This window comes from Lentibacillus sp. Marseille-P4043, from assembly GCF_900258515.1.
In the GTDB taxonomy this organism is placed as follows: Bacteria; Bacillota; Bacilli; order Bacillales; family Amphibacillaceae; genus Lentibacillus_C.
On the sequence record NZ_LT984884.1, the window covers coordinates 2,397,027 to 2,412,339 of the forward strand.

Annotated in this window: 14 protein-coding genes and 1 other annotated feature; of the genes, 12 read left to right on the plus strand and 2 right to left on the minus strand. The window is 37.9% G+C overall.

The window, feature by feature from the left end:
- The first annotated feature begins 157 nt into the window (after positions 1–157).
- The 3 genes from C8270_RS11665 to C8270_RS11675 all read left to right on the plus strand — a co-directional run bounded on the left by C8270_RS11665 (position 158) and on the right by C8270_RS11675 (position 2,470).
- Positions 158–982, plus strand: a complete 825-nt coding sequence (locus tag C8270_RS11665; RefSeq protein ID WP_106496998.1) for a transporter substrate-binding domain-containing protein — start codon at positions 158–160, stop codon at positions 980–982.
- A 69-nt stretch (positions 983–1,051) separates the two neighbouring features.
- Positions 1,052–1,714: an amino acid ABC transporter permease gene (locus C8270_RS11670; RefSeq protein ID WP_106496999.1), complete on the plus strand. Its 663-nt coding sequence runs from the start codon at positions 1,052–1,054 to the stop codon at positions 1,712–1,714.
- Positions 1,715–1,729: 15 nt separating this feature from the next.
- Positions 1,730–2,470: an amino acid ABC transporter ATP-binding protein gene (locus tag C8270_RS11675; RefSeq protein ID WP_106497000.1), complete on the plus strand. Its 741-nt coding sequence runs from the start codon at positions 1,730–1,732 to the stop codon at positions 2,468–2,470.
- A 32-nt stretch (positions 2,471–2,502) separates the two neighbouring features.
- Here C8270_RS11675 and C8270_RS11680 read toward each other — a convergent pair whose 3' ends face one another.
- Entirely contained in the window at positions 2,503–2,985 is a 483-nt protein-coding gene (locus C8270_RS11680) for a LiaI-LiaF-like domain-containing protein (protein ID WP_106497001.1), read from the minus strand.
- A 235-nt stretch (positions 2,986–3,220) separates the two neighbouring features.
- Between C8270_RS11680 and hemA the strand changes: the two genes are divergently transcribed.
- The 8 genes from hemA (at position 3,221) to C8270_RS11720 (ending at position 12,075) form a co-directional block, all read left to right on the plus strand.
- Positions 3,221–4,585 carry a glutamyl-tRNA reductase gene (gene hemA / locus C8270_RS11685; RefSeq protein ID WP_106497002.1) on the plus strand — a complete coding sequence of 455 codons (1,365 nt, stop codon included), beginning with the start codon at positions 3,221–3,223 and terminating at the stop codon, positions 4,583–4,585.
- A gap of 18 nt (positions 4,586–4,603) precedes the next feature.
- Positions 4,604–5,422: a cytochrome C assembly family protein gene (locus tag C8270_RS11690; RefSeq protein WP_106497003.1), complete on the plus strand. Its 819-nt coding sequence runs from the start codon at positions 4,604–4,606 to the stop codon at positions 5,420–5,422.
- 21 nt (positions 5,423–5,443) lie between these two features.
- Positions 5,444–6,373, plus strand: a complete 930-nt coding sequence (gene hemC, locus C8270_RS11695; RefSeq protein ID WP_106497004.1) for a hydroxymethylbilane synthase — start codon at positions 5,444–5,446, stop codon at positions 6,371–6,373.
- Positions 6,373–7,149, plus strand: a complete 777-nt coding sequence (locus C8270_RS11700; protein ID WP_106497005.1) for a uroporphyrinogen-III synthase — start codon at positions 6,373–6,375, stop codon at positions 7,147–7,149. Before hemC ends, C8270_RS11700 begins: the two co-directional genes overlap by 1 nt.
- Positions 7,150–7,155: 6 nt before the next feature.
- Complete coding sequence (gene hemB, locus C8270_RS11705; RefSeq protein WP_106498525.1) at positions 7,156–8,136, plus strand: porphobilinogen synthase; 981 nt, start codon at positions 7,156–7,158, stop codon at positions 8,134–8,136.
- Between the two features lie 23 nt (positions 8,137–8,159).
- Complete coding sequence (gene hemL, locus C8270_RS11710; protein ID WP_106497006.1) at positions 8,160–9,449, plus strand: glutamate-1-semialdehyde 2,1-aminomutase; 1,290 nt, start codon at positions 8,160–8,162, stop codon at positions 9,447–9,449.
- A gap of 120 nt (positions 9,450–9,569) precedes the next feature.
- Entirely contained in the window at positions 9,570–10,679 is a 1,110-nt protein-coding gene (gene spoVID, locus C8270_RS11715; protein ID WP_234028551.1) for a stage VI sporulation protein D, read from the plus strand.
- 391 nt (positions 10,680–11,070) lie between these two features.
- Positions 11,071–12,075 (plus strand): hypothetical protein, encoded by a 1,005-nt coding sequence (locus C8270_RS11720; protein WP_106497008.1) that lies wholly within the window; start codon positions 11,071–11,073, stop codon positions 12,073–12,075.
- Here C8270_RS11720 and C8270_RS11725 read toward each other — a convergent pair.
- The gene (locus C8270_RS11725; RefSeq protein WP_106497009.1) at positions 12,072–12,260 is read right to left on the minus strand and encodes a hypothetical protein; all 189 of its coding nucleotides are present in this window, start codon (positions 12,258–12,260) and stop codon (positions 12,072–12,074) included. The two genes, C8270_RS11720 and C8270_RS11725, sit on opposite strands and share 4 nt — an antisense overlap.
- Before the next feature lie 132 nt (positions 12,261–12,392).
- Positions 12,393–12,618: a binding site (T-box leader), on the plus strand.
- Positions 12,619–12,660: 42 nt separating this feature from the next.
- Here C8270_RS11725 and C8270_RS11730 point away from each other — a divergent pair.
- Positions 12,661–15,306: a valine--tRNA ligase gene (locus tag C8270_RS11730; protein ID WP_106497010.1), complete on the plus strand. Its 2,646-nt coding sequence runs from the start codon at positions 12,661–12,663 to the stop codon at positions 15,304–15,306.
- Positions 15,307–15,313: the final 7 nt, after the last annotated feature.

Below are 15,313 nucleotides of genomic sequence, written 5' to 3' on the forward strand. Positions count from 1 at the left end.
AGATATATATATGAAATAAATAGAAATGTACTTGTATTTGTTTGTATAGGTGTCAATGCGATTAGGGCGTGTCTAAAATTATTGCTATAATTTAGAATATAATTGCAATGGGAATTATTTATTCGCTTAAAACACTAATTGAGAGGATGTTTAGTTTATGAAAAGACTGAAAATTATAGTTTTCATCGCATTTTTTCTGCTTGTGTTAGCTGCATGTGGTTCGGATGAAACATCTGGTGAAGACACAACAAATGAAAGTGATGACAATAGTAAAAGTAGTGAAACGTATGACCTTATTGAAGATGGGAAGCTTACATTTGCGGCATCAGGTGAATTTAAACCATTTAGTTACATGGAAGATGGAAAAATGATCGGCTATGATATTGCGGTTGCTGAAGCGATCGCTGATAAATTAGGTTTGGAACCAGTTCAACAAAAGGCCAAATTCTCTGGTATCGTTACCGGTGTGAAGCAGGGACGGTATGATATTGCTGTTGCAAGTCACACGATTACGGATAAGCGACTAAAACAAGTTGATTTTTCAGGGGCGTATTATTATTCTGGACCAGTAATTTACACAAGACCTGACAGTGATATTCAATCAGCTGAGGATCTGGAAGGAAAAGAGATTTCCGTATCTAGAGGATCCACATACGTGGAAATGGCTCAAGAATACACGGAAAATATTCCGCAAGTTGACAGTGATGTGGTCGCACTTCAATCGTTAGCAAAAGGGCACCATGATGCGGTAATCACGGACTCGATTACGGGACAAACGGCAATTGATAATGGATTAGAGATTGAGAACAGAGGCCAGCTTGGTGTTAGTGAGCAAGCGGTTGCAGTTGCTAAAGATAATGATAAATTACAAGAAGCTGTAAATAAAGCACTAAAAGAAATGAAAGAAAGCGGCGAATTGAAAGAATTAGCAATGGAATGGGTTGGTGTTGACATTACAGAAGAACCTGAGGAATTAAATTAATAGCTGCTACCACTAAAGCAAATGTGCACATAATTAGTGCACATTTGTCCCTTTAAGGAGTTGAATTCGTTGACTGCAATTACACACTTTTTTGATGTATTTATAAATAGCTTTGACTTATTTTTAAACGGGTTTTGGATTACAATCAAGTTATCTGTGGCATCATTGTTAATTGCTTTTATAATCGGCCTATTTTTTGCAATATTGAAGATTTCTAATCTGCACGTATTGCAATGGATTGCCGATGCATATATCTGGCTTGTTCGAGGTACACCACTTATTGTGCAAATATTTATTCTCTATTATGGTTTAACGGAAATTGTTCTGCTTGATAAGTTTTGGGCTGGTGTAGCTGGACTTGCCTTTCATAGTGGAGCATACATAGCTGAGATTATCCGCGGAGCAATACAATCAATTGATAAAGGTCAAACAGAAGCAGGCCGATCACTTGGAATGACGACAGGGCTAACGATGCGGCGAATTATTTTACCACAGGCATTCCGCCGTGCAGTCCCATCACTTGGTAACCAATTCATTATTGGTATAAAGGATTCCTCACTTGTCTCTTTCATCGGTATGCAAGAGTTGTTTGGCGTAGCTAGTACACAAGGATCTAACAACTTTGACTACTTGCCTTATTATTTTACTGTAGCAATTTATTACTTGATTATCGTGTTGGTACTAACTGTATTGGTTAACATGCTTGAGAAAAAGATGGCTGAAAGTGATTAAGCGAGGAGGGCCGGTATGAGTGAAAAACAAGAGATGATAAAAGTGGAAAAATTAAATAAATCATTTGGTAATCTGCATGTACTGAAAGATATTGATCTATCAGTTAATGAAAGCGACGTCGTTGTGTTGATTGGTGCAAGTGGATCAGGAAAAAGTACATTACTAAGGTGCCTAAACTTTTTAGAAATGAAAAATAGCGGAAAAATAAGTATTGAAGGCGAGCAAATTGAAAAAAATACACACGATTTAAATAAGGTTCGTGAACGGGTTGGCATGGTGTTTCAACATTTTAACCTGTTTCCCCACAAAACTGTACTTGGTAACGTTATAGAGGCGCCAACACAAGTGAAAGGGATTAAACGAGAGCAAGCGATAGAAGAAGGTAAAAAGCTGTTGGATAAGGTTGGTCTTGGTGATAAATATGATGTGTATCCTTCGACATTGTCAGGAGGTCAAAAACAACGCGTAGCAATAGCCCGCGCACTGGCAATGAAACCAGAAGTCATGCTGTTTGATGAACCAACATCTGCACTTGACCCAGAACTGGTAGGAGAAGTGCTCTCTACAATGAAGGAGCTTGCCGTAGAAGGGATGACAATGGTCGTTGTTACACATGAAATGGGATTCGCTCGTGAAGTAGGGGATTGGGTTATTTACATGCATGACGGTAGGATCATTGAATACGGGCCACCGAATGAACTATTCGATGATCCAAAAGAAGAACGAACACAAGCATTTCTAAGCTCCATCTTATAATTAACGAGGCAGTCCAATTGAGGACTGCCTCGTTATTTTCTTTTCTTTAAAAAATATATACCAATAATGATGATAATAATTGGCCAAAATCTCTCGATAAGGTCAACGATGGTATAGATCCAGTTAAACCAGACAGGCAATCGTATCGAGAAAATTAGTAATAACGATACAATCACTAGAATGACACCTGGGAGCAATCCCTTTTTTGTCCGTAAATAACGAACAATAAAGGCTATTCCTACAATAAGTGGATACACAGCCCAATGATCGATCCAAAATGTGTAATGATTTACGCCGTGGAAATGGATACCAAGCCCTAAAATAATTGTTCCTGTGAATAAGTTTTGATAATCTTTGGAACTATAGCTATGTATAAGCAATGCCAAACCAATAATAATCAAGAGTGTTGTCCATGAATAAAAATCAGTTACAATTGGCAGTTTTAATTCGCGCAATAAGAAAAATGCCCCAAGGCCAATTAATAAGTAACCGGCAAATGAATTTTGTTTTTTCATAATATGCTTCCCTTCCAGTAACGGAGATTGATTTCTTGCTTCGTTATTATAGTTATGATAAAGTACAAACGAGTTTAAATGAATATACGTTTTATCCTATCATATTGTTTCAAAATCTGTTCACATTTTTAAAAAATATGGTGGGTTTTTCATGTTATAATAAGATTTAGATTAGAAAAGTGTATGCAAACGATTATGTTTGAATATCCTTTTTAAGTTTTGTGGGGGTAATAAAGTGCATATCATAAAGGTTGGATTTAATTATAAGTCAGCCCCAGTTGAAATCAGGGAAAAGCTACAATTTCCTGAACAAGAAATTGGTCGTGCCATGTTGCGATTAAAAGATCAGAAAAGTATTTTAGAAAATGTAATTGTTTCGACATGTAACCGAACGGAAATTTATGCGGTCGTTGATCAAGTTCACACAGGACGCTATTATATAAAACATTTTTTAGAAGAATGGTTTCAAGTTGATAAGGAGGAATTTTCTTCTTATTTGCGAATTGCGGAAAGTGATGGTGCGATTGAGCATCTTTTTCGTGTAGCATCTGGCCTTGATTCCATGGTTCTTGGAGAAACACAAATCCTTGGGCAGGTAAAACAGGCATTCTTAACTGCTCAGGAGGTACAAACAACAGGAACCATTTTTAATGAGCTGTTTAAACAGGCAATCACGTTTGCTAAACGGTCACATAAAGAAACTGCAATTGGCGAACAGGCAGTTTCTGTCAGTTATGCAGCTGTAGAGTTAGCCAAGAAAATCTTTGGCAATTTACAGAATAAGCATGTTGTCATTCTTGGTGCGGGTAAAATGGGTGAATTAGCGGCTGAAAATCTTCATGGCTCAGGGGCAACCGAAATAACGGTAATCAACCGGACTCTTGAAAAAGCTGAGCATTTGGCTGAAAAATTTCAGGCAAAGGCAGAACAGTCGGATCACCTGTTGGAAGTCATGAAGGATGCTGACATCTTAATCAGCTCAACAGGATCGAATTCTGTTGTACTAACAAAAGAAGATTTAGAACCGATTCAGAAAAGACGAAAAGGCAGCCCGTTATTTCTTGTTGATATTGCTGTTCCAAGAGATCTAGATTCACGGTTGAGTGAATTAGACAGTGTTTTCTTATATGATATTGATGATCTGCAACACATTGTAGATGAAAATATGGCATCACGTAAAGCGGAAGCGGAAGCAATTGAAGTAATGTTAGAAGCAGAAATTGTCACATTTAATGAATGGCTAAAGACGTTAGGAGTAGTTCCTGTCATATCAGCATTAAGGAAAAAAGCATTGGCTATTCAAGCTGGTACAATGGAAAGCATTGAGCGGAAAATGCCTGACTTAACAGCTCGCGAGAAAAAAGTACTGAATAAACATACAAAAAGTATTATTAATCAATTGCTCAAAGAGCCCGTTACACAAGCAAAAGAAATGGCTGCAAGTGAAAAAGCGGATGAAACATTGGCATTATTCATGAATATTTTTGGAATAGAAGATGACGTGAAAACTGAGATTGAAAAACAGGCAAAAAAAAATAATAATGTAGAGCAAAATGAAAATGTATCCTTTCCGAACCTAAAAACGTTGAATGCGCAGTAAGATGAAAGGATTCCCTTTATGACTGAATCAAAATGGCTTTATGAGATCATACTTATCATTTATGGTTTAAGTTTGATTGGATACTTTATCGACTTTATACAACATAACCGGAGGGTGAATCAAATTGCCTTCTGGTTACTTAGTATGGTTTGGGTTATACAAACCGCTTTTTTGTTAAGTGAAGTATTTTTTGAAGCAGCTTTTCCAGTCTTTACAATTTATGATAGTCTATTCTTTTATTCATGGGTACTTGTAACTTTTTCACTGATTATCAATAAATTATTCTCCATACACTTTATCGTGTTTTTTACCAATGTTTTTGGTTTTTTTATTTTATTATTCTATCTATCAACTAAAGTAGAGGAAGGCATGCAACAACGTGGAATTGAGATAGTTAACGAACTGTTAATTACCCATATAACACTTGCCATCGTGTCATACGGGTTCTTTACCATCTCTTTTCTTCTGTCCATCATGTATATCGTGCAATACCGTTTTTTAAAACAGAAAAAAGGCTTTAAGTGGATATGGCGATTTGGTGATTTAAAACGACTTGATACCTATTCTTTTATGGCAATTACACTAGGTGTACCACTGCTTTTAATTGCCATTATATTAGGCTTTGTGTGGGCAGAAGTTGCCAATGCAGAATTCTATTGGTTCGATTTAAAAACGATTGGCTCGTTGATTGTATTAGGTGCATATATCGTATATTTATTTTTGAGGATTATGAAGGGTTATCAAGGGAAGTCAATTTCTTTATACAATACGGCTGCGTTTTTAATTTTATTAATAAACTTCTTTTTATTTAATTTCTTATCAAATTTTCATATCTAACATACTTAAGGAGGTTGTCAAATGCGTAAAATTGTTGTTGGAACTAGAAAAAGTAATCTGGCAGTAACACAAACTGAATGGGTTATTGACCAATTAAAGAAAAAAGGGATACAGAATGAATTTGAAATAAAGAAAATAGTGACTAGAGGCGACCGAATTCTTGATGTAACATTGTCAAAAGTCGGTGGTAAAGGTCTTTTTGTTAAGGAAATTGAACAGGCAATGTATGATAAAGAAATTGATTTTGCTGTTCATAGTATGAAAGACATGCCTGCTATTATACCAGAGGGACTTACAATTGGTTCGATTCCTGAACGTGAAGACCATCGGGACGCATATATTGCAAAAGATCATAAAGCCCTGAAAGACTTACCTGAAGGGGCGATTGTTGGTACAAGTAGTTTACGTCGAGCTGCCCAAATTTTAGCAGCGCGTCCAGATGTTACAATCAAATCGGTAAGAGGGAATATTGAAACAAGGTTACGCAAGCTTGAAGAAGAGGACTATGATGCCATTATTTTAGCAACGGCTGGTCTAAAACGGATGGGCTGGAGCGAAGACCTTATCACCGAGTTTTTAGATCCGGAAGTTTGTGTTCCAGCTGTAGGACAAGGTGCTTTAGCGATTGAATGCCGTGAAGATGATCAAGAGGTTAATGCACTGTTGACTGAACTAAATGATGCATATACAACCAAAACGGTTACAGCAGAGCGAACGTTCCTGCATTTATTGGAGGGTGGCTGTCAGATTCCAATCGCCGGTCATGCCTATCTAGAGGGCGATGAAGTTATTTTAACGGCATTAGTTGCTACATCAAATGGTAAAACTGTATTAAAAGAAGTTGTTCGTGGAACAGATCCCGTTGCAGTTGGTAGAGAAGCATCTGAAAAACTGATTAAACGGGGAGCAAAAGATATCGTCGATGAAGTGAAAGAGGAGCTTGACGAGTAATGAACTGTGCTTTACACGGTAAAAGTATCCTGATAACAAGAGAGAAGAATCAGGCAAAGGAATTTTCCGAAATGATCAAGCAACATGGCGGAAAACCAGTAGAGGCACCACTTTTGAAAATTACGTGTAAGAATGCAGTAGGAAATCAAACGATATTGAAAAAATTGAATACGTATCAATGGATATTTTTCACGAGCGCAAATGGTGTACGTTGTTTTTTTCAAATTATGAAAGAAAATAATATCGCCGATAAACAGCTCGCAACAAGTATGTTGGCTGCTGTTGGTCATAAAACAGAAGTTGCACTTAAAGAATTTGGATATGAAGCTGATTTCATTCCTTCCACGTATAATGCAGAAGTCATGGCGGAAGAGTTTTTAGCTAGTTTTACCGCTGACAAAACGGTTTTACTAGTTAGGGGAAACCGATCACGTGACGTGTTGCCTGATGCGTTTCATAAAAACAATATTACCTTTGATACAATCGAAGTATATGAAACCACGTATAATGTGGCAATCAGTTCAAAACTGCAAAGCTTGCTTTCAGAACAGATCATTGATTTTATCACGTTTACAAGTCCGTCAACAGTGGAAGCATTTATGGAAATGAACTTGAAACATGTGGAGAAAATTAAGCGACTGCCATGTGTTTGTATTGGGACAACTACACAACAAAAAGCGGAAGCACTGGGATTTGCCAATACCTTAATTCCAACACAGTTTACAATCGAAGGAATGCTAGAAAGAATTAGTAATTACATCGTTCAGGAAGGATAGATGAAGATGACAAATACATTGAACTTTAAACGCCATCGTCGCTTACGTTCATCAAATGCGATGCGTTCATTAGTAAGAGAAAATCAAGTAAACAAAGAAGATTTAATTTATCCCCTATTTGTTGTTGAAGGTGAAAAGGTGAAGAATGAAGTACCATCGATGCCTGGTGTTTACCATATTTCCCTTGATTATTTAGAGGAGGAAATGAATGAATTACAAGCACTTGGAATAAAAGCAGTTATTCTTTTTGGTGTACCAAATGAGAAAGATGAAGTAGGAACAGGTGCATTTCATGATCATGGTATTGTGCAGAAGGCGACTCGCGAAATAAAAAATAAAACACCCGAAATGCTTGTTATCGCCGATACATGCCTATGCGAATTCACCTCTCACGGTCATTGTGGTGTAATTCACGATGGGGACGTTGATAATGATGAATCACTTAAATTATTGGCAAAGACGGCTGTATCACAGGCTGAAGCTGGTGCAGATATTATTGCACCATCCAATATGATGGACGGTTTTGTAATTGCAATTCGTCAAGCTTTAGATGAAGCTGGATTCATAAATATACCAATTATGTCTTACGCGGTTAAATATGCATCAGCATTCTATGGCCCATTCCGTGATGCGGCAAATAGTACACCACAGTTTGGCGATCGCAAAACCTATCAAATGGATCCTGCCAATCGATTGGAGGCATTGCGTGAAGCAGAATCAGATATGGATGAGGGTGCAGACTTTTTGATTGTTAAACCAGCAATGTCCTACCTTGATATTGTTCGCGATGTTCGTAATAATTTTAAAGCACCGATTGTTGCTTATAATGTTAGTGGTGAATACGCGATGGTGAAAGCTGCTGCGCAAAATGGTTGGATTAATGAACGTGAGCTAGTGATGGAAAAATTAACAGCAATGAAACGTGCTGGAGCAGAATTAATTATCACGTACTTTTCCAAAGATGTAGCAAAGTGGTTGAATGAGTAAATAAACATATGAGGTGATGAAAAGTGAAACGTTTCGATAAATCAGTGGATGCATACAAGGAAGCAGTGGATCTTATGCCAGGTGGTGTGAATTCACCAGTACGGGCATTTAAATCAGTCGGGATGTCGCCTATTTTTATGGATCATGGAAAGGGATCGAAACTAACAGATATTGACGGCAATGAGTACATTGATTATGTATTAAGTTGGGGACCTCTTATCTTAGGACATGCTGATGATCGGGTTGTTAATAGGTTGAAGGAAACAGCTGAAAAAGGAACAAGTTTCGGTGCGCCAACATTGATGGAAAATAAATTAGCACAACTTGTAGTAGAACGTGTACCATCGATTGAACTTGTCCGCATGGTGAATTCAGGAACAGAAGCAACAATGAGTGCTTTACGGTTAGCAAGAGGTTACACAGGACGGGATAAAATTTTGAAATTTGAAGGCTGTTATCATGGACATGGTGACTCACTGCTTATTAAGGCTGGGTCAGGTGTTGCGACATTAGGTTTGCCTGATTCTCCTGGTGTTCCGGAATCAATTGCCAAAAATACAATTACGGTGCCATATAACGATGAGGAAAGTCTCCGTTTGGCATTCGCTAATTATGGTGAGGAAATTGCTGCAGTTATCGTTGAGCCTGTCTCAGGAAATATGGGTGTTGTCCCTCCGCAAGAGAACTTTTTGCAAAATCTTAGAAAGATGACCGAGGATAACGGGACATTGCTAATTTTTGACGAGGTAATGACGGGATTCCGTGTTGGTTATAATTGTGCGCAAGGTTATTTTGGTGTAACACCAGATTTAACTTGTCTAGGAAAAGTAATTGGCGGTGGATTACCAGTTGGCGCATTTGGCGGTAAAAGGGAAATCATGGAAAGCATTGCACCAACTGGAACCATCTATCAGGCAGGAACGTTATCTGGGAATCCATTGGCAATGACTGCTGGGTATGAGACATTAAGCGCAATGGATGAAAATTCCTATGAATTATTAAATCAAAAAATAGATCGTCTAGTTGAAGGTTACAAACAGGCCGCAATTGATTTTGCTATTCCGCTCCATATTAACCGTGCTGGTTCCATGGTTGGTGTCTTTTTCACGAATGAACCGGTTATTAATTATGATACGGCCAGACAGTCTAACTTGGACTACTTTGCCCAGTATTATCGGGCGATGATTGAGGAAGGCATCTTTTTACCACCTTCTCAATTTGAAGGATTGTTCTTATCGACTGCACATACGGATGAAGACATTGAAAAAACGATCCAAGCGGTACGAAATGCATTTGCAAAAATTGAAAAGTAAGTTACTTAGCTATCCATTATTGGGTAGCTTTTTTATTTAGCATATAATTTATTCTGTTTTCATATAGTTAGATAAGGCATATAAGTAGATGGGCTATATATGTTGAAGGGAGGAAATCACTTGTCAAATGATCAAGCTGTTTTTAGTTTTGAGTTAAACGAGTCTCTCTATTTTGAAAGAGGACAGGAAGTTAGCGAGCTGATGGGGATATCCTTGGATCCAGAAATTTCGATTCAAGCTTTTCATGAGTACATTTCGATTAGAGGAGTAATCGAGCTTCAAGGGGAATATGTAAAAGCGGACATGGATGAACAGGCTGATAGTGTGGATGAATTAGATGATTATCATGCGAGGCGATTTGTTGAGAGGGTAGTGGATACAGAGGACGGGGAAACGGAATTTTCGCATCGATTTCCTGTTGAGATATCCGTTCCAACATATCGTGTAGGTGATTTGGATGAGGTGACAGTTAGTATCGATTCGTTCGATTACGAATTACCTGATTCTAATCAACTTAAATTTATTTCTACCATTGCAATTCATGGAATTAGTGAGCAGGAAGAAAGTCCGAGAGATGAAAATGAGGAGACAGACTACCAGCTAGAAACTGATCAAACATTCGAATTTGATATAAAAGAGAGTCAAGATTTGGATATGCAAACGAAGTCAGAATCAGTCGACTACTCTAACACACCGACATTATCGGACGGATTGGCTGAAACAGATTCACCAGACCGCTGGAAAAATAAAAAGTCACAAAGTTTTGCCGAATTTTTCAAAAAGGATCCTGAATCAGAACCTGATCCTCCTTATGTGGAAAGCTCAACTGCTGATTCCTATCATGCATCACCAGATGTTAATGACTATGTGGATTCACAGGATTTATATGAAAGTCGTGAAAGTGAAGAATCTGGAATTCAGCTAAAAAGCAACCAAGATCAAGAAAACCAGGACAGCGATGAATCTAGTAACCAGTTAGAAAGCGACGAAAATCGTGATAATCAAGATGAATTAGAAGACGTTGGTTATTTATCTGACATGTTTAGAGATGATGAAGAGCACTTTTCTAGAATGCGGGTGTGTATTGTTCAGGAAAATGACACGCTTGAAACAATTGCTGATCGTTATAAGCTTTCGGCACCTCAATTGGCAAAACAAAATCGATTAGCTAATGATACATTATCGGAAGGTCAATTATTATATATTCCTTTTAAGAAAAACAAAGAATAATATGCTGTCAATCTAACATCTATAATCGTTGTACCCCTTGCGTTTTTGTTCAAGTATAAGAAAGTGTAAAATTCGAGGTGCTTTTATGCTCATATCAAAGTAGGCCATGTCCAGCTTCAGCGCCCAGCAACTAGCAAACTTCACGCTCCTCCACTACGATAAGTCGACATCGGCTGTTATAATAAGGAAGGCCGACTAAGACCGGACTTTGCGTCCAACGTCGGCATACCCCTATGAAGGGGCATGTTTCCTTTAGCTCACAGCGAGTCTTTTTGGTGGGGCGAACGGAGTGCAGTCCCAGAGTGCTCCAGTTTGTACGTTGCTAACCGGGCGCTTGTGCTTTTCTTATGTCAAGGGGTATCTAGTTTGTCAAAAGGTGGAACGATAAGAAATGGATAATATTAGAAAAGTGTTAGCGTCGTATCGGATTAATGCAGTAACAATAGATCATATAACAGATAATCTGTTGAAAATATCAGATTCCCACCATTCTTATGCCTTGAAAATAAGTAAATTAACTAGTGAAACCATTGTCAATTGGGAAAATGTCTATCACCAGTCATATAAACAAAACATATCAAGTATTTTACCAGTCTACTTAACAGAACAAGGAAAATCACACGAAAAGATTAATGATACGTTCTATTATCTGACACCATGGCTTTCGTCCAATCCAATCGAACCCAAGCAACAAATTGAACGGATGTACCGAAGTATTGGTACGATTCATACTCAAACAAGGCAGTCTTTAGCTATGGACAGCGAAAAGGTTATTAATAGTTTTGAAAGATATCAGGCACAACTTAAGAAAAATAGGTTAATCCTATTACAATATGTGGAGAAATTTGAAAAGAATCGGTATATGTCACCTGTTGAACTGTTAGTTTGTACCCAATATCGTGATCTTGAGTTTGTTTTTGATGAATTAATGAATCGAATCGAGCAATTTGTATACGATCTACAAAATCAATCCGTTTGGTATTATTCTCTATGCCATGGTCAGCTTGACTTCTCCCATATTATTTATGACCATCACACACACATTATAAATTGGGAAAAATCCCATTTTAATAATGCAGCTGTTGATTTAGCTGGATTATTTCATAATGTAACCAAACAATATGACGATCCAGCTGAACATCTCGTGGATATGTTTTTCGCTTATATAGAAGAAAATAAGTTAACAGAGACTGAACTCTGTTTGCTATCCATTCATTTATTAGATCCTACAAAATACATAACGATAGTTGAGCAATATATCAAGAACACAACTGCATATTCAGAAGTTGATCAGATAAAACAATTGCAGCATTGTCATCGACAGCTATCATATGCAGTAAAATGGACAGCGTATACTGACACAATTACCGAGTCAATTGATGAATCGGAAAGTTAAATCCATTCTAAATAAAAAGCAATAAATAGCCCGACAAGTATTCCTAATAAAAACACGTCTAATGTTGTTGGGAAAAACAGGGTACGAACTAATTGAAAAATTAAGATTGGAAGGGTGCATTTTTCAACGACAAAAAGACAATGCCTTGCCCATGGTGGGAGCCGATAACGATAATAACGAGCCAACTTACTCACCTTCTTCTTATCACTTTTTAGTACCTTCTTAATATGATATGAATAAATCAAGCTGTTTTGTGCAATGCGTATATTAATTGTTGATTTTTTTATTCATTATCGCTAGAATAGTTAATAATGAAATGAAATGCGATGATTGGGAAGAGTACAGATGAATCACCTAAAGAGAGGGAAATCATGAGCTGAGAATTTCCTAGGATAGATTATTTGGAAGGTCGCCCTTGATGCAGCTTTTTTGAATGAATTAGAAAAAGCCGGATCTTGTCCGTTATCAAGCATGAGTGTACGAGTGTAATACAGCTTGTAAACAAAGGTGGTACCACGGAAATATATCCTTTTCGTCCTTTATTGGATGAAAAGGATTTTTTTGTTACCAAAAGGAGGATTTCTTATGAGTGAAAAACCAAAGTCGTCACTACCTTCAAAATATAACCCCCAGGAGATTGAAAAGGGACGTTATCAATTTTGGGTTGATGGGAAGTTTTTTGAGGCAACAGGTGATGAAAACAAGGAGCCATATACAATCGTTATTCCACCGCCAAATGTAACGGGAAAACTACACCTTGGTCACGCATGGGATACGACCATGCAAGATACCATTTCCCGAATGAAACGAATGCAAGGCTATGATGTGTTGTGGCTGCCTGGAATGGATCATGCAGGAATTGCAACTCAGGCTAAAGTTGAAGCGAAATTGAGAGAGCAAGGTAAAAATCGTCATGATTTGGGCCGTGAAAAATTTCTGGAGACAGTGTGGGATTGGAAAGAAGAATATGCCGATTTCATCCGAAAACAATGGGAGAAGTTAGGTCTTGGTCTTGATTATTCTCGGGAGCGTTTTACGATGGATGAAGGGCTATCAAAAGCAGTTCGTGAAGTTTTTGTTACCCTTTATGAAAAGGGACTCATTTACCGCGGGGAATATATAATTAACTGGGATCCGCAAACCAAAACAGCTCTTTCCGATATTGAAGTTATATATCAGGAACTGCAAGGGCACTTTTACCACTTGCGTTATCCATTGAAAGATAGCGACGAATTTATTGAGATTGCTACAACGCGCCCGGAAACGATGCTTGGCGATACTGCTATTGCTGTACATCCAAAAGATGACCGTTACAAGCATTTAATTGGCCGTAAAGTAATTCTGCCAATTGTCGGCCGCGAAATCGAAATCGTTGCTGATGAGTATGTAGATATGGAATTTGGTTCAGGCGCCGTCAAAATCACACCAGCACATGATCCGAATGACTTTGAGGTTGGTAACAGGCATAACTTAAAACGAATTCTTGTGATGCATGAAGATGGGACAATGAATGGGAATGCTGGCAAATACGAAGGACTAGATCGTTTCGATTGCCGTAAACAAATTGTGGAAGATCTTCAAGAATTAGGTGTACTATTTAAAATTGAAGACCATACACATCAGGTTGGACATTCCGAGCGAAGTGGAGCAGTTGTCGAACCATATTTGTCCACGCAATGGTTTGTAAATATGCAACCATTAGCAGATGCAGCAATTGAGTTACAACAAAGTGATGAAAAAGTTAATTTTGTTCCAGAGCGTTTTGAACGGACCTATTTACATTGGATGGAAAATATTCGCGATTGGTGTATTTCTCGTCAATTATGGTGGGGGCATCGTATTCCAGCATGGTATCATAAAGAAACTGGCGAGCTTTACGTTAGTAAAGAAGCACCAGAAGATATAGAGAATTGGGAGCAGGATGAGGATGTATTAGATACATGGTTTTCATCTGCGCTATGGCCTTTTTCCACAATGGGTTGGCCAGATACAGAGGCAGAAGATTTTAAACGATATTTTCCAACAGATGCACTTGTGACTGGTTATGATATTATTTTCTTTTGGGTTGCACGAATGATTTTTCAATCAAAAGAATTTACTGGTAAACGGCCATTTAAAGATGTGCTAATTCATGGTTTAATTCGTGATGCTGAAGGAAGAAAAATGAGTAAATCGCTCGGTAATGGAGTCGATCCAATGGATGTGATTGAAAAGTATGGGGCTGATTCATTAAGGTATTTCTTATTGACAGGCTCATCGCCAGGCCAGGATTTGCGTTTCCATTGGGATAAAGTAGAATCAACATGGAACTTTGCTAATAAGGTATGGAACGCATCCCGCTTTTCATTAATGAATATGGAAGATTTCTCCTATGAAGATATTGATTTAACTGGTGAAAAATCATTAGCCGATAAATGGATTTTAACAAGATTGAATGAAACGATTGAACAAGTAACAAGGAATACGAATAAGTATGAATTTGGTGAAGCTGGGCGCCATTTGTATAATTTTATTTGGGATGAATTATGTGATTGGTATATTGAAATGGCCAAGATTCCATTGTATGGGGATGATGAATCGAAAAAGCAAACGACAAGATCTGTTCTAGCATATGTACTAGATAACACGATGCGTATGTTACACCCATATATGCCATTCATTACCGAAGAGATATGGCAGGCACTACCTCATCAAGGAGCATCGATTACCATTGCAAAATGGCCGGAAGCTCGCTCAGGTCTACACGATGAAAAAGCTGCTGATGAAATGAAACGACTTGTGTCGATTATTAAAGCTGTGAGAAACATCCGAGCAGAAGTAAATACACCAATGTCAAAACAAATCAGTCTGTTGATTCAAACGGAGAATGAAGCCGTTTTGGCAGAACTGGAAGGTGAACGCGATTATTTAGAGCGTTTCTGTAATCCAAGTGAACTACAGATTGCCCTCAATGTGAATGTTCCGGAAAAAGCAATGTCGGCTGTTGTTACCGGTGCAGAATTATTTTTACCGCTTGAAGGGTTAATTGACTTTGATAAAGAAATAAAGCGGTTGGAAAGCGAACTGGAAAAATGGAATAAGGAAGTCGAACGAGTGCAGAAAAAACTGGCAAACAAAGGGTTTGTTAGCAAGGCACCACAAGCGGTTGTAGATGAAGAAAAACAAAAAGAACAAGATTATCTGGAAAAGCAGGCGAAAGTTAAAGCACGATTAACTGAATTAAAAGGATAAGAAGAAG

Coding starts and splice junctions, on each gene's coding strand:
- C8270_RS11665 (WP_106496998.1), top strand. CDS start 158: ATGAAAAGACTGAAAATTATAGTTTTCATCGCATTTTTTCTGCTTGTG.
- C8270_RS11730 (WP_106497010.1), top strand. CDS start 12,661: ATGAGTGAAAAACCAAAGTCGTCACTACCTTCAAAATATAACCCCCAG.
- hemC (WP_106497004.1), top strand. CDS start 5,444: ATGCGTAAAATTGTTGTTGGAACTAGAAAAAGTAATCTGGCAGTAACA.
- hemB (WP_106498525.1), top strand. CDS start 7,156: ATGACAAATACATTGAACTTTAAACGCCATCGTCGCTTACGTTCATCA.
- C8270_RS11720 (WP_106497008.1), top strand. CDS start 11,071: ATGGATAATATTAGAAAAGTGTTAGCGTCGTATCGGATTAATGCAGTA.
- C8270_RS11700 (WP_106497005.1), top strand. CDS start 6,373: ATGAACTGTGCTTTACACGGTAAAAGTATCCTGATAACAAGAGAGAAG.
- C8270_RS11680 (WP_106497001.1), bottom strand. CDS start 2,985: ATGAAAAAACAAAATTCATTTGCCGGTTACTTATTAATTGGCCTTGGG.
- C8270_RS11675 (WP_106497000.1), top strand. CDS start 1,730: ATGAGTGAAAAACAAGAGATGATAAAAGTGGAAAAATTAAATAAATCA.
- C8270_RS11690 (WP_106497003.1), top strand. CDS start 4,604: ATGACTGAATCAAAATGGCTTTATGAGATCATACTTATCATTTATGGT.